At 61.0% G+C, this 25,132-nt stretch carries 38 protein-coding genes; 5 read left to right on the forward strand and 33 right to left on the reverse strand.

From position 1 onward, the window contains the following. Nucleotides 1-96: 96 nt before the first annotated feature. Entirely contained in the window at nucleotides 97-498 is a 402-nt protein-coding gene (locus ACQCST_RS15150) for an Hpt domain-containing protein (protein ID WP_426996570.1), read from the forward strand. A 33-nt stretch (nucleotides 499-531) separates the two neighbouring features. Here the strand turns inward: ACQCST_RS15150 and ACQCST_RS15155 are convergent, their stop codons facing one another. Beyond that, nucleotides 532-1,335 carry a response regulator transcription factor gene (locus ACQCST_RS15155; protein WP_426996571.1) on the reverse strand — a complete coding sequence of 268 codons (804 nt, stop codon included), beginning with the start codon at nucleotides 1,333-1,335 and terminating at the stop codon, nucleotides 532-534. A 489-nt stretch (nucleotides 1,336-1,824) separates the two neighbouring features. On the opposite strand from ACQCST_RS15155, the gene ACQCST_RS15160 reads away from it, so the two are divergent. Then, nucleotides 1,825-2,211, forward strand: coding sequence for a hypothetical protein (locus tag ACQCST_RS15160; protein WP_426996572.1), 387 nt, complete (start codon nucleotides 1,825-1,827; stop codon nucleotides 2,209-2,211). Between the two features lie 68 nt (nucleotides 2,212-2,279). Here the strand turns inward: ACQCST_RS15160 and ACQCST_RS15165 are convergent, their stop codons facing one another. The 9 genes from ACQCST_RS15165 to ACQCST_RS15205 form a co-directional block, all read right to left on the reverse strand. Further along, nucleotides 2,280-3,170 carry a tRNA pseudouridine synthase A gene (locus tag ACQCST_RS15165; protein WP_426996573.1) on the reverse strand — a complete coding sequence of 297 codons (891 nt, stop codon included), beginning with the start codon at nucleotides 3,168-3,170 and terminating at the stop codon, nucleotides 2,280-2,282. Nucleotides 3,171-3,202: 32 nt separating this feature from the next. Further along, nucleotides 3,203-3,877, reverse strand: a complete 675-nt coding sequence (rplQ, locus tag ACQCST_RS15170) for a 50S ribosomal protein L17 (protein ID WP_426996574.1) — start codon at nucleotides 3,875-3,877, stop codon at nucleotides 3,203-3,205. 77 nt (nucleotides 3,878-3,954) lie between these two features. Further along, a complete protein-coding gene (locus tag ACQCST_RS15175; protein ID WP_426996575.1) occupies nucleotides 3,955-4,965 on the reverse strand; it encodes a DNA-directed RNA polymerase subunit alpha in 1,011 nt (336 codons plus the stop codon). Between the two features lie 131 nt (nucleotides 4,966-5,096). Beyond that, complete coding sequence (rpsK, locus tag ACQCST_RS15180) at nucleotides 5,097-5,498, reverse strand: 30S ribosomal protein S11 (protein ID WP_246527167.1); 402 nt, start codon at nucleotides 5,496-5,498, stop codon at nucleotides 5,097-5,099. A 54-nt stretch (nucleotides 5,499-5,552) separates the two neighbouring features. Beyond that, nucleotides 5,553-5,927: a 30S ribosomal protein S13 gene (gene rpsM / locus ACQCST_RS15185; RefSeq protein WP_426996576.1), complete on the reverse strand. Its 375-nt coding sequence runs from the start codon at nucleotides 5,925-5,927 to the stop codon at nucleotides 5,553-5,555. 183 nt (nucleotides 5,928-6,110) lie between these two features. Continuing rightward, the gene (rpmJ, locus tag ACQCST_RS15190; RefSeq protein ID WP_009358722.1) at nucleotides 6,111-6,224 is read right to left on the reverse strand and encodes a 50S ribosomal protein L36; all 114 of its coding nucleotides are present in this window, start codon (nucleotides 6,222-6,224) and stop codon (nucleotides 6,111-6,113) included. A 70-nt stretch (nucleotides 6,225-6,294) separates the two neighbouring features. Beyond that, nucleotides 6,295-6,516 (reverse strand): translation initiation factor IF-1, encoded by a 222-nt coding sequence (gene infA / locus ACQCST_RS15195; RefSeq protein WP_009358723.1) that lies wholly within the window; start codon nucleotides 6,514-6,516, stop codon nucleotides 6,295-6,297. A gap of 173 nt (nucleotides 6,517-6,689) precedes the next feature. Beyond that, nucleotides 6,690-7,379, reverse strand: coding sequence for an ATP-binding protein (locus ACQCST_RS15200; RefSeq protein WP_426996577.1), 690 nt, complete (start codon nucleotides 7,377-7,379; stop codon nucleotides 6,690-6,692). 48 nt (nucleotides 7,380-7,427) lie between these two features. Further along, the gene (locus tag ACQCST_RS15205) at nucleotides 7,428-8,405 is read right to left on the reverse strand and encodes a P1 family peptidase (RefSeq protein ID WP_426996578.1); all 978 of its coding nucleotides are present in this window, start codon (nucleotides 8,403-8,405) and stop codon (nucleotides 7,428-7,430) included. Nucleotides 8,406-8,619: 214 nt separating this feature from the next. Here ACQCST_RS15205 and ACQCST_RS15210 point away from each other — a divergent pair, with 214 nt between their 5' ends. From ACQCST_RS15210 to ACQCST_RS15220, 3 genes are all read left to right on the forward strand, one after another. Beyond that, nucleotides 8,620-9,582, forward strand: a complete 963-nt coding sequence (locus ACQCST_RS15210; RefSeq protein ID WP_426996579.1) for a carbohydrate ABC transporter permease — start codon at nucleotides 8,620-8,622, stop codon at nucleotides 9,580-9,582. Next, on the forward strand, nucleotides 9,579-10,493 hold the full coding sequence (locus ACQCST_RS15215; protein WP_426996580.1) for a carbohydrate ABC transporter permease: 915 nt from the start codon (nucleotides 9,579-9,581) through the stop codon (nucleotides 10,491-10,493). Before ACQCST_RS15210 ends, ACQCST_RS15215 begins: the two co-directional genes overlap by 4 nt. A gap of 69 nt (nucleotides 10,494-10,562) precedes the next feature. After that, complete coding sequence (locus ACQCST_RS15220; RefSeq protein WP_426996581.1) at nucleotides 10,563-11,909, forward strand: ABC transporter substrate-binding protein; 1,347 nt, start codon at nucleotides 10,563-10,565, stop codon at nucleotides 11,907-11,909. A gap of 82 nt (nucleotides 11,910-11,991) precedes the next feature. Here ACQCST_RS15220 and map read toward each other — a convergent pair whose 3' ends face one another. From map to rpsJ, 23 genes are all read right to left on the reverse strand, one after another. Then, complete coding sequence (map, locus tag ACQCST_RS15225; protein ID WP_426996582.1) at nucleotides 11,992-12,819, reverse strand: type I methionyl aminopeptidase; 828 nt, start codon at nucleotides 12,817-12,819, stop codon at nucleotides 11,992-11,994. A 122-nt stretch (nucleotides 12,820-12,941) separates the two neighbouring features. Continuing rightward, entirely contained in the window at nucleotides 12,942-13,511 is a 570-nt protein-coding gene (locus ACQCST_RS15230) for an adenylate kinase (protein WP_426999198.1), read from the reverse strand. A gap of 5 nt (nucleotides 13,512-13,516) precedes the next feature. After that, entirely contained in the window at nucleotides 13,517-14,827 is a 1,311-nt protein-coding gene (gene secY / locus ACQCST_RS15235; protein ID WP_426996583.1) for a preprotein translocase subunit SecY, read from the reverse strand. 200 nt (nucleotides 14,828-15,027) lie between these two features. After that, complete coding sequence (rplO, locus tag ACQCST_RS15240; protein ID WP_426996584.1) at nucleotides 15,028-15,522, reverse strand: 50S ribosomal protein L15; 495 nt, start codon at nucleotides 15,520-15,522, stop codon at nucleotides 15,028-15,030. Beyond that, the gene (rpmD, locus tag ACQCST_RS15245; RefSeq protein WP_426996585.1) at nucleotides 15,523-15,729 is read right to left on the reverse strand and encodes a 50S ribosomal protein L30; all 207 of its coding nucleotides are present in this window, start codon (nucleotides 15,727-15,729) and stop codon (nucleotides 15,523-15,525) included. Nucleotides 15,730-15,732: 3 nt separating this feature from the next. Then, nucleotides 15,733-16,461: a 30S ribosomal protein S5 gene (gene rpsE, locus ACQCST_RS15250; RefSeq protein WP_426996586.1), complete on the reverse strand. Its 729-nt coding sequence runs from the start codon at nucleotides 16,459-16,461 to the stop codon at nucleotides 15,733-15,735. Further along, entirely contained in the window at nucleotides 16,458-16,841 is a 384-nt protein-coding gene (gene rplR / locus ACQCST_RS15255) for a 50S ribosomal protein L18 (RefSeq protein ID WP_426996587.1), read from the reverse strand. Before rplR ends, rpsE begins: the two co-directional genes overlap by 4 nt. Before the next feature lie 2 nt (nucleotides 16,842-16,843). After that, a complete protein-coding gene (gene rplF, locus ACQCST_RS15260; protein WP_426996588.1) occupies nucleotides 16,844-17,380 on the reverse strand; it encodes a 50S ribosomal protein L6 in 537 nt (178 codons plus the stop codon). An 18-nt stretch (nucleotides 17,381-17,398) separates the two neighbouring features. Beyond that, a complete protein-coding gene (rpsH, locus tag ACQCST_RS15265) occupies nucleotides 17,399-17,797 on the reverse strand; it encodes a 30S ribosomal protein S8 (protein WP_056425243.1) in 399 nt (132 codons plus the stop codon). 84 nt (nucleotides 17,798-17,881) lie between these two features. Next, nucleotides 17,882-18,463: a 50S ribosomal protein L5 gene (gene rplE, locus ACQCST_RS15270; protein WP_426996589.1), complete on the reverse strand. Its 582-nt coding sequence runs from the start codon at nucleotides 18,461-18,463 to the stop codon at nucleotides 17,882-17,884. Then, nucleotides 18,463-18,822: a 50S ribosomal protein L24 gene (gene rplX / locus ACQCST_RS15275; protein ID WP_426996590.1), complete on the reverse strand. Its 360-nt coding sequence runs from the start codon at nucleotides 18,820-18,822 to the stop codon at nucleotides 18,463-18,465. Before rplX ends, rplE begins: the two co-directional genes overlap by 1 nt. Nucleotides 18,823-18,825: 3 nt before the next feature. Further along, nucleotides 18,826-19,194 (reverse strand): 50S ribosomal protein L14, encoded by a 369-nt coding sequence (rplN, locus tag ACQCST_RS15280; protein WP_024366126.1) that lies wholly within the window; start codon nucleotides 19,192-19,194, stop codon nucleotides 18,826-18,828. Nucleotides 19,195-19,522: 328 nt separating this feature from the next. Next, nucleotides 19,523-19,831 (reverse strand): 30S ribosomal protein S17, encoded by a 309-nt coding sequence (rpsQ, locus tag ACQCST_RS15285; RefSeq protein ID WP_426996591.1) that lies wholly within the window; start codon nucleotides 19,829-19,831, stop codon nucleotides 19,523-19,525. After that, nucleotides 19,828-20,157 (reverse strand): 50S ribosomal protein L29, encoded by a 330-nt coding sequence (gene rpmC, locus ACQCST_RS15290; protein ID WP_426996592.1) that lies wholly within the window; start codon nucleotides 20,155-20,157, stop codon nucleotides 19,828-19,830. The genes rpsQ and rpmC overlap by 4 nt, the downstream gene beginning before the upstream one ends. A 2-nt stretch (nucleotides 20,158-20,159) precedes the next feature. Next, complete coding sequence (gene rplP, locus ACQCST_RS15295) at nucleotides 20,160-20,576, reverse strand: 50S ribosomal protein L16 (RefSeq protein WP_056626634.1); 417 nt, start codon at nucleotides 20,574-20,576, stop codon at nucleotides 20,160-20,162. Nucleotide 20,577: 1 nt separating this feature from the next. After that, entirely contained in the window at nucleotides 20,578-21,426 is an 849-nt protein-coding gene (gene rpsC, locus ACQCST_RS15300; protein WP_426996593.1) for a 30S ribosomal protein S3, read from the reverse strand. Next, the gene (gene rplV, locus ACQCST_RS15305) at nucleotides 21,427-21,792 is read right to left on the reverse strand and encodes a 50S ribosomal protein L22 (RefSeq protein ID WP_426996594.1); all 366 of its coding nucleotides are present in this window, start codon (nucleotides 21,790-21,792) and stop codon (nucleotides 21,427-21,429) included. 38 nt (nucleotides 21,793-21,830) lie between these two features. Beyond that, nucleotides 21,831-22,112, reverse strand: coding sequence for a 30S ribosomal protein S19 (gene rpsS, locus ACQCST_RS15310; RefSeq protein ID WP_003803803.1), 282 nt, complete (start codon nucleotides 22,110-22,112; stop codon nucleotides 21,831-21,833). Nucleotides 22,113-22,124: 12 nt separating this feature from the next. Continuing rightward, complete coding sequence (rplB, locus tag ACQCST_RS15315; RefSeq protein ID WP_426996595.1) at nucleotides 22,125-22,964, reverse strand: 50S ribosomal protein L2; 840 nt, start codon at nucleotides 22,962-22,964, stop codon at nucleotides 22,125-22,127. Nucleotides 22,965-22,993: 29 nt separating this feature from the next. Next, complete coding sequence (rplW, locus tag ACQCST_RS15320; RefSeq protein WP_283538868.1) at nucleotides 22,994-23,299, reverse strand: 50S ribosomal protein L23; 306 nt, start codon at nucleotides 23,297-23,299, stop codon at nucleotides 22,994-22,996. After that, a complete protein-coding gene (gene rplD / locus ACQCST_RS15325) occupies nucleotides 23,296-23,919 on the reverse strand; it encodes a 50S ribosomal protein L4 (protein ID WP_056344389.1) in 624 nt (207 codons plus the stop codon). Before rplD ends, rplW begins: the two co-directional genes overlap by 4 nt. A 4-nt stretch (nucleotides 23,920-23,923) precedes the next feature. Further along, complete coding sequence (gene rplC, locus ACQCST_RS15330) at nucleotides 23,924-24,574, reverse strand: 50S ribosomal protein L3 (RefSeq protein WP_426996596.1); 651 nt, start codon at nucleotides 24,572-24,574, stop codon at nucleotides 23,924-23,926. Nucleotides 24,575-24,591: 17 nt separating this feature from the next. Beyond that, entirely contained in the window at nucleotides 24,592-24,900 is a 309-nt protein-coding gene (rpsJ, locus tag ACQCST_RS15335) for a 30S ribosomal protein S10 (protein ID WP_038464699.1), read from the reverse strand. Between the last annotated feature and the right edge of the window lie 232 nt (nucleotides 24,901-25,132).

Genomic DNA, 25,132 nt, shown 5'->3' on the forward strand with positions numbered 1-25,132 from the left:
AGAAAGGCATGCCTCGCCCCTCAAGGAGATCTCAAGGTTTCCACAGGATCTGCCGAGGGCAGGCCGTGGGACGGAGTCAGGAAGTAGCCTTAAGCCATGTCCATTCCACGCCCCAGCCCCACGCCGCCAGACAACAGCGATGAGCTGCCGTTGGTAGATCCGGACATCCTTCAAGAGCTGGAAGACGAAGTGGACGGCCCCCGAGTCGCGCATCGTTTTGCCCGTGATTACACCGAAATGTGGGTTCAGCGCTACCGGCGTCTGACCGCTGCAGTGGACCGCCAGGACCGTGCGGACGCACTTGACGCAATCATCAGTCTGAAGACCTCTTCTGCCATGGTTGGCGGACTGCGGCTGGCGCGGCTGGCGGAAGATCTGGAACAAATCATTCGCAGAGGTGACTTTAGTGCCGGACGGGCGCTCGTGACCGCGGTTGCAGACCATGGCGGTCAAACTGTCAAAGAGCTTCAGTTTCTCTACGTCACGACGAACGAATAAATATACGTCGAGCGAAATCTGGCCATATATCGGCTAGCCCAGGTGTTCCAGCTTGCTCGGTGCCAGACGGTAGCCTACGCCTCGAACGGTCTGCAGCCAGCGTGGCGACTCCGGATCTTCGCGCAGCTTGCGGCGAAGGTTGCCGAGGTGCACCTCAACGGCTCGCTCATCGGATTCGCTGATGTACGTATCTTCCTGGTAGTAATCTCCCCTGACTACGCGAACTAGGTCAGCCCTCGTGCGCACGGCCCCTGCTCCGCGCAACAACTCGTGAAGCAGATCGAATTCGCTGCGGGTCAGGCCCAGTGCTGCGCCACCGAGTGCCACAGTACGCGTCTTGTGGTTGAGGGCCAGTCCATTGTGCCGCAGCACCGCATCATCCGTTGGGGCTGCGTGTGGAGCGGACGCTGGACCGGACCACGGCGGCGGCGGCAGCGGCAGCGGCAGCGGCTCAGTGACAGGCTGTTGCCGTGGTCTGCGCATCATCGCCGCCACCCGCGCCCGCAATTCCCGCGGACGGAATGGTTTGGTGAGATAGTCGTCAGCACCGGTCTGGAGAGCCGTCAGCACATCGAGTTCCTCAGTCCGCCCGGTCAGCACGACAATGTATGCGTCGCTGAACTGCCGGATTCGCCGCAGTACCTCGTACCCATCGATGTCGGGGAGGCCCACGTCCAAGGTGATGACGTTGGCCTGTCGATGTCGAACGACTTCGACGCCGTCGTGCCCGTCAACGGCTGAGTAAACCTCGAAGCCTGCCTGACGGAGCACGGCTTCCAGAAGGTTGCGCATATCGGCGTCGTCTTCTATGACTACAGCCACCCCAAGATCGCTCATTGCCACCCCATGTCCAGTGAATTTTCCGCATTCGCCCAGCGCCAATGCCGTATCCACTGCGACAGCATCTACGTTACAAGCCAGAAAGGCGCTTGGCATCACTTTTTGCACGTTGAAATGACCGTTGTCAATTATCATCGCAGCAGGGATAAGTTCCAGAATCCAGGAAAGGCTGAGGCACTGTGCTCGTTGTTGATTCGATCCGCCGTTCGCGGCGCCGGAACGATTCTGGCAGCCGTGTGTCGCAGCTGCAGGCGCATACCCGGTGCCGGACTGAGTACTGCGGGTATGTGTCACGGCACCGGGATGCAGAAAGTCGAGTACACACTACTCGTGACGGGCCAGCGGGCAGCGGATTGAATGGAACACAGCTGAGTCTCGCAGCGTAGTTTCAGGTCTCTGGGGGTGTAACCGCGTGTGTGGTTTCTGTAATGGTGTGTTGTCTTTTCCGCGTCCCGCAATGTTGGTGGGCGTCCGATGAGCGCGGGGATGGGGACGGTGACAATGTTCGCCGGTTCCTTGCCCGGCTTGATTTTGATGTCCTTGGGGCAGGCCATGGTGGTGGTGTGTGTCTGTTTTGACATGGTCCGTGTCCTGTCCGTGCCGAAATCGCATCGCCGCTACGTGGCAAGCACCGTTTTCAGGACGCTGGCGCTACCGTCGATTCTGATCACCGGAGTAAGCGTGCTGATCGACGCAGTTTCCTGGTCTTGGCAGGACGTTGCAATGGGGGTCTTCCTAATGGTGACCCTGATCTTCCGTTGGCATCATGACAAGGACGAGGACAACTGGTGGAAGGGCAAAGGCAAGAAGCTTGCCGGCTGGGCCCGGAGGCAGCTGGGTACGCGGACAGTGGCGGTGCCCGCTGTCGGCTGATTGCCTCAGTTGTTGATCCTGGATTGGACGCCGACTATGCGGTGGCACTGGCATCAGGCCTGGAAACCCTATTTCCGCTTCGCGCGCGTCAGCTGGGCCCTGGCCAGCATCTCGTCATCGGAGGGATATGCCACTTCCTCCAGCACCAGCGGATGTGGCGCCGCCAGCACGGACTTGGCGTCACGCTTCCTGTCCAGTAGCCGCTCGTGCAGCCACTTGGGAGTCTCCACGCCTTCCCCCACGAACAGCGCCGACCCCACCAGGGACCGCACCATGTTGTGGCAGAACGCATCGGCCTGAACGGTGGCCACAATCACGCCGTCCGTGCCGCGCGCAAACTCAAAACGCTGCAGCTCGCGGATGGTGGAGGCCCCCTCCCGCGGCTTGCAGTAGGAGAGGAAGTTCTGCAGCCCCAGCAGCTGTGAGGCGCCCTCGTTGAGCAGGTCAACATCCAGCTCTTCCCTGTGCCACAGGGTCGAATACCGGCCCAGCGGATCCCACAGCGCCGCTCCGTCCGCAATGCGGTAGCTGTAGCGTCGCCACAGTGCGGAGAACCGGGCGTCGAAGCCCTCCGGCGCCAAGGACACCCTGTGCACCTCAACAGCCCCGGTGAGGTCTCCCAGCCCCCTGCTGAGCGCACCCCTGAGCCTGCGGAGCAGCGCCGCTGCAGGATCGAGCTCGGCTCCCCTGTTCAGCCCCAGCCATTCGGTCTCCGTAAGGTCCAGATGCACCACCTGGCCACGGGCATGCACGCCTGCGTCCGTGCGTCCGGCCACAGTTACCCGCACGGGACGCCGGACCAGCAGCGCCAGCGCTGCCTCCAGGACTCCCTGAACGGTCCGCAAATCCGGCTGGATGCCCCACCCGCTGAACGGGCCGCCGTCGTACCCTAGATCCAGGCGGAGACGCAAAAACCCGCCACCCCCTGACAAGGGGGCCGCGGGTTTTTGGTCACACATAAACATGATTCTAGTGCGGCGTCGGAGCCTGATTACTCAGCTTCAACAGCCTGCGCAGCGTCGCCGCCGGCAGGTGCAAAGCCGGCAGCCTCGGCGGACTCAGCAGAGTCGAACCAGACTTCAGCAACCGTGGCGTCGTACCAGCGCGAGCCGGGAACGTGGAACTTCATCGAGTCCTCGTTGCCCTTGACCTCGAAGCCCTCAGGGGCAACGTTGTCGTCGGTAGCAGGCTTGGAGCCGGCGTACTTGGCTTCAGCAGCCTCGGCCTCAGCGGGAGCTTCCTCGGCAACCGGGGCGGCCTTTTCGGCAGCCTTCGTGGCCTCGGCCACAACAGCCTGCTTGGCGGAAACGGGCTCAAGAACCAGTTCGATGACAGCCATGGGAGCGTTGTCGCCCTTGCGGTTGCCGATCTTGGTGATGCGGGTGTAACCGCCGTCGCGGTTCTCCACTGCCTGTGCGATGTCGGTGAACAGCTCGTGGACAATGCCCTTGTTGCTGATCAGACCGAGTACACGACGGCGGGAAGACAGGTCACCGCGCTTGGCGAAAGTCACCAGACGCTCGGCGTACGGCTTCAGCCGCTTGGCCTTGGTCACCGTGGTGGTGATCCGCTTGTGCTCGAACAGTGCGGCTGCCAGGTTCGCGAGCATAAGACGCTCGTGAGCCGCTCCGCCTCCGAGGCGCGGACCCTTAGCGGGTGTAGGCATAATAGTTTCTCCTCATATGGAAGCCAGTGGGCTGCGCACAACGTGGTGCATCCAGCCCGCCAGCCAAGATCTGTTTGTTAGAGTTCGTCGTCGCCGAAAGCGGCGTCGTCCTCTTCAATTGCTGCGGCGCGTGCTGCGAGGTCAAACCCGGGAGGCGAGTCCTTGAGGGACAGGCCCAGTTCAACCAGCTTTGCCTTGACCTCGTCAATGGACTTCGCACCGAAGTTACGGATGTCCATCAGGTCAGCCTCGGAGCGAGCAACGAGTTCACCCACGGTGTGGATGCCCTCACGCTTGAGGCAGTTGTAGGAACGGACGGTGAGGTCCAGATCCTCGATCGGCAGAGCCATGTCAGCTGCCAGGGCAGCATCCGTCGGCGACGGGCCAATCTCGATACCTTCAGCTGCGGTGTTCAGCTCGCGGGCCAGACCGAACAGTTCCACCAGGGTGGTACCTGCCGAAGCAACGGCATCGCGCGGGGCGATGGCCTGCTTGGTCTCGACGTCGACAATCAGCTTGTCGAAGTCAGTGCGCTGCTCAACACGGGTTGCTTCCACGCGGAAAGTGACCTTCAGTACCGGCGAGTAGATCGAGTCGACCGGAATACGGCCGATCTCTGAATCACCGGACTTGTTCTGAGCTGCCGAAACGTAGCCGCGGCCGCGCTCGATGGTCAGTTCGAGCTCGAACTTGCCCTTCGAGTTCAGCGTGGCAATGTGCAGATCCGGGTTGTGGAATTCCACACCGGCCGGCGGAGCGATGTCCGCGGCGGTGACGATTCCGGGGCCCTGCTTGCGCAGGTAAGCAACAACCGGCTCATCGTGCTCGGAGGAGACCGACAGGCTCTTGATGTTCAGGATGATCTCAGTGACATCTTCCTTCACACCCGGAACCGTGGTGAACTCGTGCAGCACACCATCAATCCGGATGCTGGTTACAGCAGCACCGGGGATGGAGGAGAGCAGGGTACGGCGGAGGGAGTTTCCGAGGGTGTAGCCAAAGCCCGGTTCCAGCGGTTCAATGATGAAACGCGAGCGGTTTTCGGAGACGACCTCTTCGGAGAGGGTGGGGCGCTGTGCAATGAGCACTTAGGTTTCCTTTCGGCGAGCATCCGCTATATGACGCAACACAGGTGGTGGAAATTCGGTCTGAAGACTTAACGCGGCCGGGCCTGCCCGGACCATTGAAGGTCCGGGCAAGCTCCTGCCGGCGGAAAGGCTTAGACGCGGCGGCGCTTCGGCGGGCGGCAACCGTTGTGCGCTGCGGGGGTGACGTCCTGGATGGAGCCAACCTCAAGGCCAGCAGCCTGCAGCGAGCGGATTGCGGTCTCTCGTCCGGAACCCGGTCCCTTGACGAAGACGTCAACCTTCTTCATGCCGTGCTCCTGCGCACGCTTTGCAGCAGCTTCGGCAGCCATCTGCGCAGCGAACGGGGTGGACTTACGTGAGCCCTTGAAGCCAACCTCACCGGACGAAGCCCAGGAGATGACAGCACCATTGGGATCCGTGATGGAAACGATGGTGTTGTTAAAGGTGCTCTTGATGTGCGCCTGGCCCAGCGCGATGTTCTTCTTGTCCTTCTTACGCGGCTTGCGAACCGCGCCACGAGTCTTCGGGGGCATTTTTTCTCCTACAGAAAGTTATCGGGGGAAAACCGAGTTAATCCCGGGCTGGGATTAACGGGCCTTCTTCTTGCCGGCGACGGTACGCTTCGGACCCTTGCGGGTACGTGCGTTGGTCTTCGTACGCTGTCCGCGTACGGGCAGGCCCTTGCGGTGACGCAGGCCTTCGTAGCTGCCGATTTCAACCTTGCGGCGGATATCTGCTGCTACTTCGCGGCGAAGGTCACCCTCAACCTTGTAGTTGCCTTCAATGTAGTCACGCAGCTGGACCAGATCGGCATCGCTGAGATCCTTGACGCGGATGTCAGCGCTGATGCCGGTGGCAGCCAGGGTTTCGTGTGCACGGGTCTTGCCCACGCCGTAGATGTAAGTAAGCGCAATTTCCAACCGCTTTTCGCGGGGAATGTCTACGCCAGCGAGACGAGCCATAGTGGCAGTGCTCCTTGAATAAACCGGAGGTCGTAGGCAGTACACCCGCACGTTCAGTGCGGCCCCAGCCTCCGACCGGGGGTTAGCTGTCCGGACTCGTTCTAGCTCAATGTCCCAGATCAGCTTGTGCTGCCTTTATTTACTTGCGTGGGTTAGCAACCCAGGATTTCCCGTGAGGGGAAATTAGCCCTGGCGCTGCTTGTGGCGCGGGTTCTCGCAGATCACCATGACCCGGCCATTACGGCGGATCACTTTGCACTTTTCGCAGATCTGCTTGACGCTCGGCTTGACCTTCATGGCATTCCTTTGCGTGTTGCAGTTGGTCAACTGGACCGGTCCATGGCAATTGCCTCGGCCGGCCAGGTGTTTACTTGTAGCGGTAGACGATACGACCACGAGTGAGGTCGTACGGGCTCAGTTCCACCACTACCCGGTCCTCAGGGAGGATTCGAATGTAGTGCTGGCGCATCTTCCCTGAGATGTGTGCCAGAACGATGTGCTTGTTGGTGAGCTCAACTCGAAACATCGCGTTAGGCAGCGCCTCAGTCACAACGCCCTCGATCTCAATGACCCCGTCCTTCTTGGCCATACCCTCCGCTAACTGTTGTTGCCACAGCCCTCCGGATTGCACCGGGCATGACTGCGAACGTTTTTTTGATTGATTGGCTGGTGCCTCCAGGCCACAAAAGGGCACAACAGGGCAGACAACCAACAGACCACTCTAGTTGGTATTCTCTTCAAGGACAAATTAAAAACACCAATCTACTGAGAACGGTCGCCGACGTCAGTTTCGACCGGTAGGCCGGTGCCGAGCAGATCTCCGCTGCGCTCGTCGATGTCTGCGACTACCAACGTTGGCCAGGTGGTACACCGTCTCAGTTGCGCTGCCTCCACTGCAGCTGCTGCGTGCAACGCTTCGTCGGGTAGGAAATGCACGGTTGTTCCGCTCGTATCGTTGTCGATAGGGACCAGATCGGTCACCGGTACGCCATATTCGTAGCGCTGGGTCCACGCCCCGTTGCTGCGTCGGTTGGTGTGAATGAGCCACTCGCTGAGCGCGGCGACGACGGACATCCCGCGGCGAGCGTGGCCGTCGGGAAGAATTTGGGCGTCGCGCAAGTCAAAGAAGCGGATGTCTCTGGTGGACATGACCGGCTTCTTGATGGGCCGGCCGTCGGCGTCGTAAAGGGTGTCGGTTCCTCGCCCGTTGTCGGCGACAGAGACCGAGCCATCGCCGTGCAGCGTGACGACGCAGCTTCCCGGCGTCGTGCTTTCCGCTTCGTCAACCGCGTAGGCAATAACCTCAAGGATCAGGTGCTGGATGCCGTCCGGAGCGAACACGGCGGGATCGCGGCGGATCTGCGTGAGGTGATCAGCATCCAAAGTGCTTGCCCGGTCGTGTGTAGTGGTCCGCCACGGCGGCGTTGAATCGCGCACCCCCGGGTTTCCCACAAGGTCCTCCTGGCGCTTGTTTATAGTCGTTTATTGATTTCATATCCTTTATAAGTTCCCTGGGGGTCGGCGATCATCAGGGAACTTATATGCGATAAATTCGCCCTTCGGGGTGCTGATACTCACGGCGCTTTCGATCCCGTCCAGGATAGCCAGGCGTACGACGTCGGCCGCCGCACTCTGCAGGGTGATGAGACTGACCTGCCGGGCAGCTTCTGAACTGCGGTCAAGCGCGACGGCGCCCGTTGCCAGAGCGAACACGGTGTCGCCATCGGCGAGGGTGTGGCTCGGATTCAAAGCCCGTGCCAGTCCCGCATGGGCAGCCGAAGCTGTCCGCTTGCACTCGGCAACGTCGAGGACGGCGTTGGTGGCAACAACCACCAGGGTCGTGTTGAGTGGTTGCGGCCCGGCAGGCTCCACCGCTGGAGGATCCGGGTGAATAGGCTTGTCGAAATCAAACGGCATGCCAAGCGCGTTCACCACGGCCACCGCACCCACCACCACACCGTCGTCCAGGGTGGCAGAAGCAGTCCCCACTCCCCCTTTGAACTGTCCTCTGCCGATCAGAGCGCCGGTGCCGGCCCCCACATTGCCGCGTTCGACGTCGGACTTCTCGACCGTTGCGGCAGCGGCCACGGCTGCCTCGTACCCCATGTCCGCGTCCGGGCGGTTGGCGAAGTCGCCACCCCGGCCCAGATCAAAGATCGCGGCCGCCGGCACAATAGGCACCACGCCCCCGGGCACGGCGAATCCCCTGCCGTTCTCCTCGCACCAACGCTGCACCCCGTGAGCGGAGACAAGCCCAAAGGCGCTGCCGCCGGTGAGCACTACGGCATCGACGGTGGACACGAGCGTGGTGGGGTCCAGCGCATCGGTCTCGTGTGTGCCCGGGCCGCCGCCGCGGACGTCAACCGAACCGACAGTGCCCGGCGGAGGCAGGACCACTGTCACTCCACTGAGCCAGCCGTCGTCGGCATTCTGGGCGTGGCCTACGCGGATCCCGGTCACATCTGTAATGGCTCCCATGGCTCCATTGTGCTCCCTCCGCCTCCGCCTCCGGGTTCCAAAACGAACGTTATGCAATACTGCAACCAACACGGCGTTAACGGGCAAGGAAGCCTCGACAAACAATCCTCGGATGAGGGCTTGCGCGGGTTTCTGCCCACCAGCCATGTGGTGAAGTGATTTCTAGATGCCCCCGCCCGCCGGCCAGCCAGGCCAGAATCCGTTAGAGACGCCCATGACCCGACAACTTACCAGCAGGCTGCCCGCCACCCGGGACGGAGGACCTGCCGGAAATCCTGCCCCGGTCCGTCGTAAGCGCTGGTCCGCCAGATCCCGCCGGGATTTTTTCGTTTTCCTGGCACTCGCCCTGCCCAACATCCTCCTGATCTCGGTATTCACGTACATGCCACTGATTAACAACGTGTACTACTCCACACTGAACTGGACGCTCGGCTCGGCGAACGCCACCGTGGTGGGCCTGGAAAACTACGTCACGTTCTTCACCAGCAGGGACGCCTCCAAGGTCCTGGGGACAACGGCTGTGTTCACGGTGGCAACTATGGGCGGTTCCATGCTGCTGGGCCTGCTGCTCGCTCTGGCGCTTAACTCCAAGGTCCGCGGCACCACCTTTGCCCGCTCCGCAGTTTTTGCCCCGTATGTGCTCTCCGGTGTGGGCGTGGGCTTGGTGTGGCTGTTCATCTTTGACCCCGGGTACGGAGTGCTGTCCTGGATTCTCCGCGGCCTCGGCCAACAGAGCCCGCAATGGATCAACGATCCCCAGCTCTCCCTGGTGATGGTGATCATCGTCTACGTCTGGAAGAACCTGGGCTACTGCGCCGTGGTGTACCTGGCCGGGCTGCAGTCACTCCCCCAGGACGTGATGGAAGCGGCCTCGCTGGACGGCGCCAACGGCTTCAAGCGGTTCATGGGCATCTCGCTTCCCCTGCTCTCCCCCACCACGTTCTTCCTGCTGATCACCACCATGATCAGCTCGCTCCAGGCGTTCGACCTCATCCGCATCATGACGCCGCTCGGCAGCGGCACCAGCACACTGATCTACGAGGCCTACCTGCAGGCCTTCGGCGCCTACAACCGCGCCGGCTATTCCGCCGCAATCTCAGTGGTCCTCTTCGCGATCCTGCTGGTCATCACCGTGCTCCAACTCCGCTTCGCTGAGAGGAAGGTGCACTACTCATGAGCCATCTTGCCCCTGCCGGCCTTCCGCCGGAGTTGCCAACGTCCGAGGACGACGAAGCTCCACGCGTGCGCCCGTTCTCCCGCTCGAATCTGGTACAGACAGTTGTTGGCGGCTATGCGCCGCTGATAGTGGCCACGCTGGTGGTTTTCCTGCCGCTGCTCTGGATGGTCCTCAGCTCCTTCAAGCAACCCGGCGAGATCGTCACGCTGGATCTCAAGCTGCTGCCGGAAGCCATGAACCCGGAGAACTACAAGGTGGCCATGACCACCGTCCCGTTCGGCCGGTTCTTCCTCAACAGCACCATCGTCACCGTGGTGGGTGCCAGCATCAAGGTTGTCCTGGCCATCCTCACCGCCTACGCCCTGGTGTTCGTCCGCTTCCCGTTCAGGAACGTCATCTTTGTGCTGATCCTGGTGGCACTGATGGTGCCGGCGCAGGTGTCCATCCTGCCCAATTACATCCTGATCGCGGGCATGGGTGGCAAGAACACCCTGTGGGGAATCATCCTGCCCGGACTGGGGACGGCCTTCGGAACGTTCCTGCTGCGCCAGCACTTCCTCACCCTGCCGGTCTCCATCCTGGAGTCCGCCGAGATCGACGGCGCGGGCCATTGGCGCAGGCTCTGGCAGATCGTGGTTCCTGTGTCCGTCCCCGCAATCGCCACTGTGGCGCTGGTCACCGTGGTCAGCGAATGGAACGAATACATCTGGCCCCTGATCATCACCGACAAGCCGGAAAGCATGACGCTCCCGGTAGGCCTGACGCTCCTGCAGAACTCCGAAGGCAACGGATCCGGCTGGGGAATCCTGATGGCCGGCGCGGTCCTGGTGATCATCCCCATACTCATCATCTTCGCCATGCTCCAGCGTTACATCGTGGCGGGCCTGACCCAGGGCAGTGTCACCGGTTAGCCCCAGGCTAAACCGGCCGCCGTCGTACTGCATCTATTCACGCCCAGGCACCAACCGAAAGGCATCACCATGGCACCGAATCTTGACCGCCGGCTCTTCCTCTCCCTGGCAGGTGCCGGGGCGGGCGCCGCCGCGCTCTCAGCTTGTGGCGGCCCGGCCACAGGAGGCACGGCTTCGTCGGGTGCCGCCACGGACATCGACTTCAGCGGCGTCAAGCCGGCTGCATCCATCGATTTCTGGTCCAACCACCCGGGCAAGTCCCAGGACGTGGAAAAGTCCATCATCGAAAAGTTCCATGCCAAGTTCCCGGACATCAAGGTCAAACTGGTCACGGCCGGTGCCAACTATGAGGAAATCGCGCAGAAATTCCAGACCGCCCAGGCTGCCAAGACCGGCCTGCCCGCGCTGGTGGTGCTCTCCGACGTCTGGTGGTTCCGGTACTACCTGAACGAGAGCATCATCCCGATCGACTCCCTGGTCAAGCAACTGGACGTCAAGCTGGACGATTTCCGCAAGTCCCTGGTTGATGACTACAAGTACGACGGTAAGCAGTGGGCACTCCCCTACGGCCGCTCCACCCCGCTGTTCTACTACAACAAGGACCACTTCGCCGCCGCCGGGCTGCCGGACCGCGCACCCAAGACCTGGCAGGAGTTCGCCGGTTGGGCACCCAAACTCAAGGCCGCTTCCGGCGCCCAGTACGCCTTTATGCACCCGGCCCTGGCCGGCTACGCAGGATGGACCCTGCAGAACAACCTCTGGGGCCAAGGCGGCTCCTGGTCCAAGGAATGGGAGATCACCTGCGATTCGGCCGAGTCAGTGGCCGCCCTCCAGGCCGCCCAGGATTCGGTCTACAAGGATGCCTGGGCCGGTGTCTCATCCAAGGAGTCGGCTGACGATTTCTCCGCCGGCGTGGCGTCGGCCACGCTGTCCTCCACCGGTTCGCTGATCGGCATCCTGAAGTCCGCCACGTTCAACGTTGGCGTCGGCTTCCTGCCGGGCGGTGCCAAAGCGGAGACAGGCGTCTGCCCCACCGGCGGCGCCGGCCTGGGCATCCCCAGTGGCGTCACCAAGGAAGAGCAGCTCGCGGCCGCAACCTTCCTGAAGTTCATGACAGAACCGGAGAACACGGCAGCGTTCTCCGCAGCCACCGGATACATGCCCACGCGCACCTCGGCGGATATGACGGCAGTCCTGGCCAAGACGCCGCAGATCAAGATCGCCGTAGACCAGCTCGCGGTAACACGGGCGCAGGACAACGCCCGGGTGTTCCTGCCCGGTGCCGATCAGGAAATGGCGAAGGCTGCGGCGAGGATCCTCACCCAGCAGGGCGACGTCAAGGCCACCATGACCGAGCTCAAGGCCACGCTGGAGGGCATCTACACCAAGGACGTCAAACCCAAGCTCAAGGCATAGCCCTTCGTCGTACTGCAACGCGGGGTCACCTACGGCCGATGTTTGGCTCCAACATGGGCCGTAGGTGACCCCGCGTTGTTCATTACGGGATCGGGACCGGCACTACGCCCAACGGTGCAAGCCGCGCCGCACCGCCGTCGGGCGTTGAAAGCACCCAGATGCCCTTTTCGTGGACCGCAACTGAGTGCTCCCACTGGCAGGAGCGTTTGCCGTCCGTGGTGACAACAGTCCAGTCATCATCCAGGACAGCGGTTTCAATGCCGCCGCAGACCAGCATGGGTTCGATCGCCAGGCAAAGCCCCGGACGGATCTTGGGGCCGCGGTGGCTGGTGCGGTAGTTCAGCACATCCGGAGCCATGTGCATCTCGGAACCGATGCCATGGCCCACATAGTCTTCCAGGATGCCCAACGGCTTGCCCTGCACAGACGCAACGTAATCGTCCACGGCGGCGCCAATGTCTCCCACGTAATTTCCGGTGCCCAGCGCGGCAATACCATGCCACATGGCGGTCTCCGTGACGTCGGACAGACGCTGGTCCTCCGGATCCGCTGTACCCACGATCACCGTGCGCGCCGAATCCGAATGCCAGCCGTCCACGATCGCGCCGCCGTCGATCGAAATAATGTCGCCGTCCTGCAGGATCCTGCCGCCGGGAATCCCGTGCACCACCTCCTCGTTAACGGAGGTGCAGATGGTGGCAGGGAAGCCGTGGTAGCCCAGGAAGTTGGACTTGGCACCGGCTTCGTTCAGGACGGCGGCGAAGACAACGTCCAGCTGTTTCGTGGTGACGCCCGGGGCGGCCGCAGCGACGGCCGCATCCAGGGCACGGCTCAGGACCAGCCCGGCCTCCTGCATGGTACGCATCTGGGCGTTGGTCTTGTATTCAATACGGGGCTGGCCAAATGCCATCTGCTGGTCCTCTCAACGGTGCCGCCGCTGGCTGGTCCGATTCCGGTTCTCACCGGAGGGGCGGCTAAATGGCTGAGGCTCCTCCCGCTATCCGGGAGGAGCCTCATAGCTCAATACGTGGATCAGGCGGCCTGGGCCGCCTTGATGGCCTGCATAACGCGGTCTGTGACCTCGTCGATGCCGCCGATGCCGTCCACCCGCGTCAGGATTCCGCGCTCGGCATACTTTGCCACCACGGCCTCCGTCTGCTCGTGGTACAGATCAAGGCGGTGGCGGATGACGCCTTCGTTGTCATCGCTGCGGCCGGTTTCCTTGGCGCGGCCAAGGAGGCGGGCAACGAGTTCTTCGTCGTCCGCGGTCAGCTGGAGAACGACGTCCAGCTTCTGGTCGCCCTTCGCGAGGATCTCGTCAAGGTAGTCAACCTGCGCCGTGGTGCGCGGGTAACCGTCCAGCAGAAAGCCGTTCTCGACGTCGTCTTCGCTGAGCCGGTCCCGGACCATCTTGTTGGTCACACTGTCCGGAACGAAGTCACCGGCGTCCATGTACTTCTTCGCTTCAATGCCGAGGGGCGTCTCCCCCTTGACGTTGGCGCGGAAGATATCGCCAGTGGAGATCGCAACAACGCCGAGGCGCTCCGAAATGCGTTCCGCCTGCGTTCCCTTGCCTGAGCCGGGAGGTCCAATAATCAACATTCTCGTCATCGCAAAAGCCCTTCGTAGTGACGTTGCTGTAGCTGCGCATCAATCTGCTTGACGGTTTCCAAGCCAACGCCCACCATGATCAGGATCGACGTGCCGCCGAACGGGAAGTTCTGGTTGGCGTTGATCAGTACAAGTGCCACGAGCGGAATCAATGCCACAAAGCCCAGGTACATGGCGCCGGGCAGGGTGATCCGGGACAGGACGTACTGCAGGTAATCCGCCGTCGGCTTGCCGGCACGGATACCTGGGATAAAGCCGCCGTACTTCTTCATATTGTCCGAGACCTCTTCAGGGTTGAAGGTGATCGCGACATAGAAGTAGGTGAAGAAGACGATCATGGCGAAGTACAGCGCCATGTAGATCGGGTGGTCACCCCGGGTGAGGTTGTTGTTGATCCACTCAACCCACGGTTGCATCTGCTCGCCGGCCTTGGGCTGGTTGAACTGTGAAATCAGCCCCGGCAGGTACAGCATGGAGGAAGCGAAGATCACCGGAATAACGCCGGCCATGTTCACCTTGATGGGAATGTAGGTGCTGGTTCCGCCGACGGTGCGGCGTCCGATCATACGCTTGGCGTACTGCACGGGAATGCGTCGCTGGGACTGTTCAACGAAGACCACCAGCGCAACGGTCAGCAGACCAATAACAATGACCATAAAGAATGTTCCGGGGCCCTGGGATTTCCAAATCGCTCCAAGGGACGTGGGGAATCCCGCCGCGATGGCCGTGAAAATGAGCAGCGACATGCCGTTGCCCACACCCTTTTCGGTGACGAGCTCGCCCATCCACATGATCAGGCCGCTGCCTGCAGTGAGTGTGATGATGATCAGCAGCGTGGTGATGATGCTTGCATCCGGGATGATCGGCAGCTGGCAACCGGGCAGCAACTGACCGGAACGTGCCAGCGACACCAGTGTCGTGGCATTAAGCAGGCCCAGGGCAATGGTGAGGTAGCGGGTGTACTGAGTCAGCTTGGACTGCCCTGAGGCGCCCTCGTCATACAGCTCCTGGAAACGGGGAATGACCACCCGGAGCAGCTGCACAATGATACTGGCCGTGATGTACGGCATGATTCCCAAAGCAAAGATGGAGACCTGCAGCAATGCACCGCCGCTGAACAGGTTGACGAGCTGGTAGATGCCGCCTGAGGTCTGACCGTTTTGCAAGCATTGCTGGACATTCTGGTAGCTCACACCAGGCGAGGGAATGAACGCACCCAAGCGGAAGATTGTGATGATTCCCAGCGTGAACAACAACTTGCGTCGCAGATCAGGCGTGCGAAAGACCCGGCCAAATGCGCTAAGCAAGCGTCCTCCTGAGTTGTAATGAAAGTTGTGTGATGCAGGTCGATAAACCCAACAACAGAGTCTAACGGGTGGATGCGCCCTGCGAATAATCGAAGCGTTCCCGGAAATGGAAAAACTCCCGGTGCACAGGGCCTGAGCCCCGCGCACCGGGAGTTTAGTACAACGGGCGTGGACGCCCCCGTCTAATGGAGATCAATCTCCTAGAGAGCGGTGGTGGTTCCGCCTGCTGCAGCAATCTTTTCGGCAGCGCTGGCCGAGAACGCGTGAACGGTGACGTCAACCTTTACGGTGATGTCGCCGGTGCCAAGCACCTTCACGGGCTGGTTCTTACGAACGGCACCCTTTTCGACCAGGTTCTCCACGGTGACGGCGCCACCTTCCGGGAACAGCTCGTTGAGCTTGTCCAGGTTTACAACCTGGAACTCAACCCGGAACGGGTTCTTGAAGCCGCGCAGCTTCGGCAGGCGCATGTGCAGCGGCAACTGGCCGCCGGCAAAGCCAGCCTTGATCTGATAACGGGCCTTCGTACCCTTGGTACCGCGACCGGCGGTCTTACCCTTGGAACCTTCACCACGACCAACACGGGTCTTGGCGGTCTTGGCACCCGGGGCGGGACGCAGGTGGTGAACCTTCAGTGCGTTCTGCTTCTCAGCAGCGGCGCCCTGTGCCTTTTCGGCGGTGTTCTTCTCTGCCATTTACTTCGCCTCCTCTACCTTTACCAGGTGCGGAACCGTGTTGAGCATTCCAACGGTCACGGCATCGGCGGTGCGGACAACAGTGTGTCCGATCCGCTTCAGGCCGAGGGACCGCAGGGTGTCGCGCTGGTTCTGCTTGCCGCCAATGACGGACTTGGTCTGAGTGATCTCCAACTGGGCGTCGGAGGGAATCAGGTTCTTAGCCATGACTCAGGCACCTGCCTTCTGGTTAAGAAGTGCGCGCACCATTGCCGGCGGGGCAACCTCGTCCAGCGGCAGGCCGCGGCGTGCTGCCACAGCTGCCGGCTCTTCGAGGCGCTTCAGCGCATCAACGGTCGCATGAACGACGTTGATGGCGTTGGAGGAGCCCAGCGATTTGGAGAGGATGTCGTGGATACCCACGCACTCCAAAACGGCGCGGACCGGACCACCGGCGATAACACCGGTACCCGGGGAAGCCGGACGCAGCATTACAACGCCCGCAGCGGCCTCGCCCTGGACACGGTGGGGAATGGTGCTGCCGATGCGGGGTACGCGGAAGAAGGACTTCTTGGCTTCTTCAACGCCCTTCGCGATTGCGGCAGGAACTTCCTTTGCCTTGCCGTAGCCAACGCCGACCATACCGTTGCCGTCACCGACGACGACGAGCGCGGTGAAGCTGAAGCGACGACCACCCTTGACGACCTTGGAAACACGGTTGATGGTAACGACGCGCTCTACGAACTGGCTCTTCTCGGCTTCACGGCCACCATCGCGGCCGCCACGGCCACCACGGTCTCCGCGGCCCTGGCCCTTGTCGCCACGCTCGCCGCGACGAGCGCCACCACGGCGGTCATCGGCGGCTGCGGGCGCAGTGGTCTCAGTTGCCCCGGCAGCTACAGCTTCAGGCGCCTTCTCTTCAGCAGACACAGTGTCCTTTTCCTTGTTTGCTTCCGTCACAGTGACAGCCCACCTTCACGTGCGCCATCAGCGACGGCGGCGATCCGGCCGTGGTACTTGTTACCACCACGGTCGAAGACAACAGCTTCGACGCCGGCAGCCTTCGCACGCTCGGCAACGAGCTCGCCAACGCGCTTGGCCTTGGCAGTCTTGTCTCCGTCGAATGCACGAAGGTCGGCTTCCAATGTGGACGCGCTCGCTACGGTCACGCCCTTGGTGTCGTCGACAACCTGGACGAATACGTGGCGTGCGGAGCGGTTGACGACCAGACGAGGACGTGCAGCCGTTCCGGAGACGCGCTTGCGGATACGAAGCTGGCGACGGCTGCGTGCAGCCGACTTGCTCTTGTTCGTACGCTTCTTGTTAATTGCGATGGCCATGGTTACTTACCAGCCTTTCCGACCTTGCGGCGGATGACTTCGCCGGCGTAGCGAATGCCCTTGCCCTTATAGGGGTCCGGCTTGCGCAGCTTGCGAATGTTGGCAGCAACCTCGCCGACCTGCTGCTTGTTGATACCTGAAACAGAGAGCTTGGTCGGGGTCTCAACTGCAAAGGTGATGCCGACCGGTGCGGAGACATTTACCGGGTGGCTGTAGCCGAGAGCGAACTCAAGGTCGGATCCCTTGGCCTGAACGCGGTAACCAGTACCGACGATTTCAAGCTTCTTCTCGTAGCCCTGAGTAACACCCTGGATCATGTTGGCGATCAGTGTGCGGGTCAGGCCGTGGAGTGAACGGGAGGCGCGCTCATCGTTCGGGCGGGCGACGGTCAGGGTGCCTTCTTCCAGGGAAACCTCGATCGGGCTGGCCACAGTGTGGTTCAGCTCGCCTTTGGTGCCCTTGACGCTGACGACAGAGCCGTCAACCTTGACCTCGACGCCGGCAGGAACGGTGATGGGGAGACGTCCAATACGTGACATTTTTCTCTACCTTTCCCGTTACCAGACGTAGGCGAGGACTTCCCCACCCACGCCCTTCTTGCCGGCTTGCTTGTCGGTCAACAGACCGGAAGAGGTGGACAGGATTGCGACACCCAGGCCACCGAGCACGTGCGGCAGGTTGGTGGACTTTGCGTAAACGCGCAGTCCCGGCTTGGAAATACGGCGAACGCCAGCGATTGAACGCTCGCGGTTCGGACCGAATTTGAGCTCGAGGGTCAGCTTCTTGCCAACCTCTGCGTCTTCTTCTTTCCAGGAGGCAATGTAACCTTCAGCCTTCAGGATGTCGGCAACGCGTGCCTTGAGCTTGCTGTACGGCATAGACACGGAATCGTGGTATGCCGAGTTGGCGTTGCGCAGACGCGTAAGCATGTCTGCGACAGGATCTGTCATTGTCATGTGGGCTCTTGCCCTTCCTCATAACGGTTTCCGCGGTACGCGCTTCCTGGGAAGCTGCACCGCCGGACCTTTTACGTAGCTAGTTTAAGCTTCGGTCTTGAACGGGAAACCAAGCGCCTTGAGCAGCGCGCGGCCTTCGTCATCGGTCTTGGCAGTGGTGACAACCGTGATGTCCATGCCGCGAACGCGGTCGATGGAATCCTGGTCGATCTCGTGGAACATAACCTGCTCGGTCAGACCGAAGGTGTAGTTGCCGTTGCCATCAAACTGCTTGCCACTGAGTCCGCGGAAGTCACGGATACGCGGCAGAGCCAGCGTGACCAGACGGTCCACGAATTCCCACATGCGGTCTCCACGCAGGGTTGCGTGTGCACCGATGGGCATGCCTTCGCGCAGCTTGAACTGTGCGATCGACTTACGGGCCTTGGTTACCTGCGGCTTCTGGCCGGTGATCAGGGTCAGATCGCGGACAGCGCCGTCGATCAGCTTGGAGTCCTTGGCGGCATCTCCAACACCCATGTTCACAACAACCTTGACCAGACGGGGAACCTGGTTAACGTTCTGGTACTTGAATTCCTCGACAAGTGAGGTCTTGATGGAATCCGCGTACTTGGTCTTCAGACGAGGAACGATCTTGCTTGCCGGAGTCTCGAGAGTCTCAGTCATTAGATGTCCTTCCCTGAGCTCTTGGCCACGCGGACACGCACGTCACGCTTCACGCCATCGCGCTCAACGGTCTCGGTGCGGAAACCGACGCGGGTGGGCTTCTTGGTGGACGGGTCAACCAGAGCCACGTTGGAGATGTGGACCGATGCCTCAACGACCTCGATGCCACCGGTCTTGGTGCCGCGCTGCGACTGACCGACCTTCGTGTGCTTGGTTACGCGGTTAATACCTTCAACCAACAAACGGTTGGTCTCCGGGAATACGCGCAGAACCTTGCCCTGCTTGCCACGGTCGCCGCCGCGCTCAGCCTTGGCGCCAGTGATGACCTGAACCAGGTCACCCTTTTTGATCTTAGCCATGGACTAAAGCACCTCCGGAGCCAGAGAAACGATCTTCATGAACTTCTTGTCACGAAGTTCACGACCAACCGGTCCGAAGATGCGGGTACCGCGGGGGTCACCGTCAGCCTTCAGGATCACAGCTGCGTTCTCGTCAAACTTGATATAGGAACCATCCGCACGGCGGCGTTCCTTCTTGGTACGGACGATGACAGCCTTGACTACATCGCCCTTCTTTACGTTGCCGCCCGGGATTGCATCCTTGACGGTAGCGACGATGACGTCGCCAATGCCTGCGTAACGACGGCCAGATCCACCGAGAACACGAATGGTAAGGATTTCCTTAGCACCCGTGTTGTCGGCGACCTTGAGTCGCGACTCCTGCTGAATCACTATTTACTCCTTGCGTCGCGCTGGTTCTCAGACCGAAAATCTTCCTACGGAATGAGCCTTGCGGAACGGTTGATCGGGGTGTCTCTTGACCTGCCTGGATTTTGCCAGACCAGGCCTAAACGCCCGTGCCGAAAACATTTGCTTCCCAGGCGCACATTGACGCGAGGGGGCACTATGCCGTGGCACGATTGTTTACGAGGTTTAATGACGGCGCACGAACGGCGCCATACAAACTCAATATCCTAGCACGGTGTGCTCATCAAACCGAAACGCGGAAGCCCCCGCTCCCAAAGGGAACGGGGGCTTCCGGACAGCGAAGCTGTACGTGCTACTTGGCCTTTTCGAGGATCTCGACCAGACGCCACCGCTTGGTAGCGGACAGCGGCCGGGTCTCGGCGAGGAGAACGAGGTCGCCGATGCCGGCGCTGTTCTCTTCGTCGTGGGCCTTGATCTTCGTGTTGCGGCGGATGACCTTGCCGTACAGAGCGTGCTTGACGCGGTCCTCAACCTGGACAACGATGGTCTTTTCCATCTTGTCCGAGACTACGTAGCCGCGCTTCGTCTTACGGTAACCGCGCTCGTCAGCAACAGCTGCAGCGGAAACAGTTTCCGTCACGTTCTCGTCCTTTTCACTCACTTGGAGTCCTCCTCAGTCTCTGCCTCGGCCGGCTTTTCAGCCTTCTTGGCGTCAGACTTCCTGGACTTCTTTTCTACCTTGGCTTCCACAACCGGTGCGGCAACCTCGGCACGAATGCCCAGCTCGCGCTCACGGAGAACGGTGTAGATGCGTGCGATGTCCTTCTTTACCGCGCGCAGACGACCGTGGTTCTCCAGCTGACCGGTGGCGGACTGGAAACGCAGATTGAACAGCTCTTCCTTGGACTTGCGGAGCTCCTCTACGAGACGCTCGTTGTCGAAACCGTCCAGCTGTACGGTTGCGAGATCCTTAGACCCTACTGACATTTCTATTCACCACCTTCGCGACGCAGAATGCGTGCTTTCAACGGGAGCTTGTGGATTGCCAGGCGGAGTGCCTCGCGTGCTACCGATTCTTCGACGCCGGAGATCTCAAAGAGAACCCGGCCCGGCTTGACGTTTGAGACCCACCATTCCGGAGAACCCTTACCGGAACCCATGCGGGTTTCGGCCGGCTTCTTCGTCAGCGGACGGTCAGGATAGATGTTGATCCAGACCTTGCCGCCACGCTTGATGTGGCGGGTCATCGCAATACGTGCAGATTCGATCTGACGGTTGGTTACGTAGGCCGGGCTCAGAGCCTGGATGCCGTATTCACCGAACGAGACCTTGGTGCCGCCCGTAGCAGCGCCGGAACGACCCGGGTGGTGCTGCTTACGGTGCTTGACTCGACGTGGGATAAGCATTTTAAGCCTGTCCTCCTTCTACTGCCGGTGCAGCTGCCTCAACTGCCGGAGCCTCTGCAGCAACAGGTGCTGCTTCGGCGGCCGGACGGTCGTTACGACGACGGCGGTCTCCACCGCGGTCTGCGCCAGCGGCGCCACCCGGGCGGCCCGGGCGGTCGCTGGCACCACGGCCACGGGACGGAGCAGCAGCTGCCTGCTGAGCCAGTTCCTTGGCTGTGACGTCGCCCTTGTAGATCCAGACCTTCACGCCGATGCGGCCGAAGGTGGTCTTGGCCTCGTAGAAGCCGTAGTCGATGTTCGCACGGAGGGTGTGCAGGGGCACACGGCCTTCGCGGTAGAACTCCGAGCGGGACATCTCTGCGCCGCCCAGTCGACCCGAGCAAGCGATTCGGATGCCCTTGGCACCGGCACGCTGTGCGGACTGCATGGCCTTCTTCATCGCACGGCGGAAAGCCACGCGGGAAGTCAGCTGCTCAGCAACGCCCTGGGCAACAAGCTGAGCTTCCATCTCGGGGTTCTTGACCTCGAGGATGTTCAGCTGAACCTGCTTGCCGGTGAGCTTTTCGAGCTCGCCGCGGATGCGGTCTGCTTCTGCGCCGCGGCGGCCGATAACGATGCCCGGACGTGCCGTGTGGATATCCACGCGGACGCGGTCGCGGGTGCGCTCGATTTCAACCTTGGCGATACCGGCGCGTTCCATGCCAACAGACATGAGTTGGCGGATACGGATGTCTTCGCGGACGAAGTCCTTGTATCGCTGGCCCGGCTTGGTGCTGTCAGCAAACCAGTGCGATACGTGATCGGTGGTGATGCCGAGTCGGAACCCGTGCGGGTTAACTTTCTGTCCCACTTAGCGAGCCTCCTCTTTCTCAGGTGTAGCGACTACCACAGTGATGTGGCTGGTGCGCTTCTTGATCTGAAATGCACGACCCTGGGCACGCGGCTGGAACCGCTTCATGGTCGGGCCTTCATCAACATACATTTCGCTGATGATGAGGTCACTTTCGTCAAACGCAACACCGTCGCGGTCCGCGAGGGACCGGGCGTTGGCGATTGCCGACTGAACTACCTTGAATACCGGCTCCGAAGCTGCCTGTGGGGCAAACTTCAGAATTGCCAGAGCCTCATTCGCTTGCTTACCACGAACAAGGTTGACGACGCGCCGGGCCTTCATAGGCGTTACGCGGATATGACGCGCAATTGCCTTGGCTTCCATTGCTTTCCTTCTCTCGTCTAAGACGTAAGTGCAGGCGCCTAGCGGCGCTTGCCCTTACGGTCGTCCTTAACATGGCCGCGGAATGTCCGCGTGGGAGCGAATTCGCCGAGCTTGTGCCCGACCATCGACTCGGTGACAAACACCGGGATGTGCTTGCGTCCGTCGTGCACGGCGATCGTGTGTCCGAGCATGTCGGGGATGATCATCGAGCGGCGGGACCAGGTCTTAATGACGTTCTTGGTGCCCTTTTCGTTTTCCCTGGCTACCTTAACAAAGAGGTGCTGGTCAACGAAAGGACCTTTTTTCAGGCTGCGTGGCATGTGTCCAGGCTCCTATCGCTTGTTCTTGCCAGTACGACGGCGACGAACAATAAGCTTGTCGCTCTCTTTGTTGGGTCGGCGGGTACGGCCTTCCCGCTTACCGTTCGGGTTGACGGGGTGACGTCCACCGGACGTCTTACCCTCGCCACCACCGTGCGGGTGGTCAACCGGGTTCATGGCGACACCACGGACGGTCGGGCGAACGCCCTTCCACCTCATGCGGCCGGCCTTGCCCCAGTTGATGTTGGACTGCTCAGCGTTGCCGACCTCGCCGACAGTAGCGCGGCAGCGCACGTCAACGTTTCGGATTTCACCGGAAGGCAGTCGCAGCTGGGCGAAACGGCCTTCCTTGGCAACTAGCTGAACAGAAGCGCCGGCAGAACGGCCCATCTTGGCGCCGCCACCCGGTCGCAGTTCAACTGCGTGGATTACGGTACCAACCGGGATGTTGCGCAGGGGCAGGTTGTTGCCAGGCTTGATATCAGCGTTGGCACCTGCCTCCACGAAGTCACCCTGGGAGAGCTTGTTCGGGGCGATGATGTAACGCTTGGTGCCATCAACGTAGTGCAGGAGGGCGATGCGAGCCGTACGGTTCGGATCGTACTCGATCTCGGCAACGCGGGCGTTGACGCCATCTTTGTCGTGACGACGGAAGTCGATCAGACGGTATGCGCGCTTGTGCCCACCGCCCTTGTGACGGGTTGTGATCTTACCGGTGTTGTTACGGCCGCCCTTTTTGGGCAACGGACGTACCAACGACTTTTCCGGAGTCGAACGCGTGATTTCGGTGAAGTCAGCTACGCTCGAGCCACGACGGCCCGGGGTAGTCGGCTTGTACTTACGGATTCCCATAATTTATTTCCTCGTTAAAGTGGTCTCCGCTACGCGAGCGGACCGCCGAAGATGTCGATAGTGCCTTCTTTGAGGGAGACAATCGCACGCTTGGTGTTCTTGCGGGTTCCCCATCCGAATTTGGTGCGCTTGCGCTTACCGGCACGGTTGATGGTGTTGATCGATTCGACCTTGACGGAGAAAATTTTCTCCACGGCCAGCTTGATCTCGGTCTTGTTCGAGCGGGGGTCCACCAGGAAGGTGTACTTTCCCTCATCGATCAGGCCGTAGCTTTTTTCCGATACGACGGGTGCAAGCACGACGTCGCGCGGGTCTTTGATGGTGGCTGCACTCACTTGGCATCCTCCTCGTTCTTTGCTACTGCCCTGTCAGCAACGAATGCTTCGTAGGCAGCCTTGGTGAAGACAACGTCGTCAGAGACGAGTACGTCATAGGTGTTCAGCTGGTCTGCGTACAGAACGTGAACACCGGCGAGGTTGCGCACGGAAAGTGCTGCAACATCGTTGGCGCGCTCGATGACAACCAGCAGGTTCTTGCGCTCGGAAACTCCGCGCAGCGTTGCCAGCGCGTTCTTGACTGACGGCTTGGTGCCCTCCACCAGTTCAGCAACAACGTGGATGCGTCCGTTGCGTGCCCGGTCAGAGAGTGCGCCGCGCAGTGCAGCAGCAATCATCTTCTTGGGGGTGCGCTGGCTGTAGTCACGCGGTGTGGGACCGTGGACTACGCCACCACCGGTCATGTGAGGAGCACGGATTGAACCCTGACGGGCGCGGCCGGTGCCCTTCTGCTTGAACGGCTTGCGACCTGCACCGGAAACCTCGGCGCGGGTCTTGGTCTTGTGGGTACCCTGGCGAGCAGCAGCGAGCTGGGCAACGACGACCTGGTGCAGCAGCGGCACGTTGGTCTGAACGTCGAAGATCTCTGCGGGCAGGTCAACCTTGACAGTGCTAGTCATTGAACTAGGCTCCCTTCACGGCGGTGCGTACGAGTACGACCTGGCCGCGGGCGCCGGGGACGGCACCCTTGATAAGGAGCAGCGACTTCTCGACGTCAACTGCGTGAACCGTGAGGTTCAGCGTGGTGTGACGAACGGCGCCCATGCGGCCGGCCATTTTCATGCCCTTGAAGACGCGGCTCGGGGTGGATGCGCCACCGATAGAACCGGGCTTACGGTGGTTCTTGTGGGCACCGTGCGAGGCAGGAGCGCCGTGGAAGCCGTGACGCTTCATAACACCGGCGAAGCCCTTGCCCTTGGTGGTGCCAATAACGTCGATCTTCTGGCCGGCTTCGAAGAGCTCTACAGAGAGCTCCTGGCCCAGCTCGTAAGAATCAGCATCTGCAGTGCGCAGTTCTACGACGTGGCGGCGAGGCGTGACGCCTGCCTTTTCAAAGTGACCAGCCAGCGGCTTGGTGACCTTGCGGGGATCGATCTGGCCATAGCCGATCTGGACTGCGACATAGCCATCAACTTCTGCGTTACGCAGCTGAGTGATGACGTTCGAGTCAGCCTGGACCACAGTGACGGGGATGAGCTTGTTGTTCTCGTCCCAGACCTGGGTCATGCCGAGCTTCGTGCCCAGCAGTCCCTTTACGTTACGGATTGCGGTCATAGTTTCTCAGCACCTCCCTACAGCTTGATTTCGATGTTCACGTCGGCCGGCAGGTCGAGACGCATCAGCGAATCAACAGCCTTCGGCGTGGGGTCGATGATGTCGATCAGACGCTTGTGCGTGCGCATTTCAAAGTGCTCGCGGCTGTCCTTGTACTTGTGAGGAGAGCGGATTACACAATAAATGTTCTTCTCGGTCGGCAGCGGCACGGGGCCCACTACCGTTGCGCCTGCACGCGTGACCGTCTCAACGATCTTCCGTGCTGATACGTCAATGACCTCGTGATCATATGACTTCAGCCGGATGCGGATTTTTTGTCCCGCCATGTCGCCTGACTCTCTTTCAGTTAGTGCCGCTCTGGTTAGGGCTGCTCTGTTTACTTGCGTGTTGCATGTGGCTGCCGAAGCATTTGAAGTCTGAACTGCCACCCGCCGCACAAGCTGAATCCGGAAAAATCCGGGTTCCTCAACCTGCCGGCGTAACCGGCCCCCGCGGTCGGGCGTGTCGCGCTTTTCACGCGTACAAATCCGCAGTTCCATGGGGAGTGGGTTATGTTTG

The organism is Pseudarthrobacter sp. N5, assembly GCF_050157035.1.
Taxonomy (GTDB): domain Bacteria; phylum Actinomycetota; class Actinomycetes; order Actinomycetales; family Micrococcaceae; genus Arthrobacter.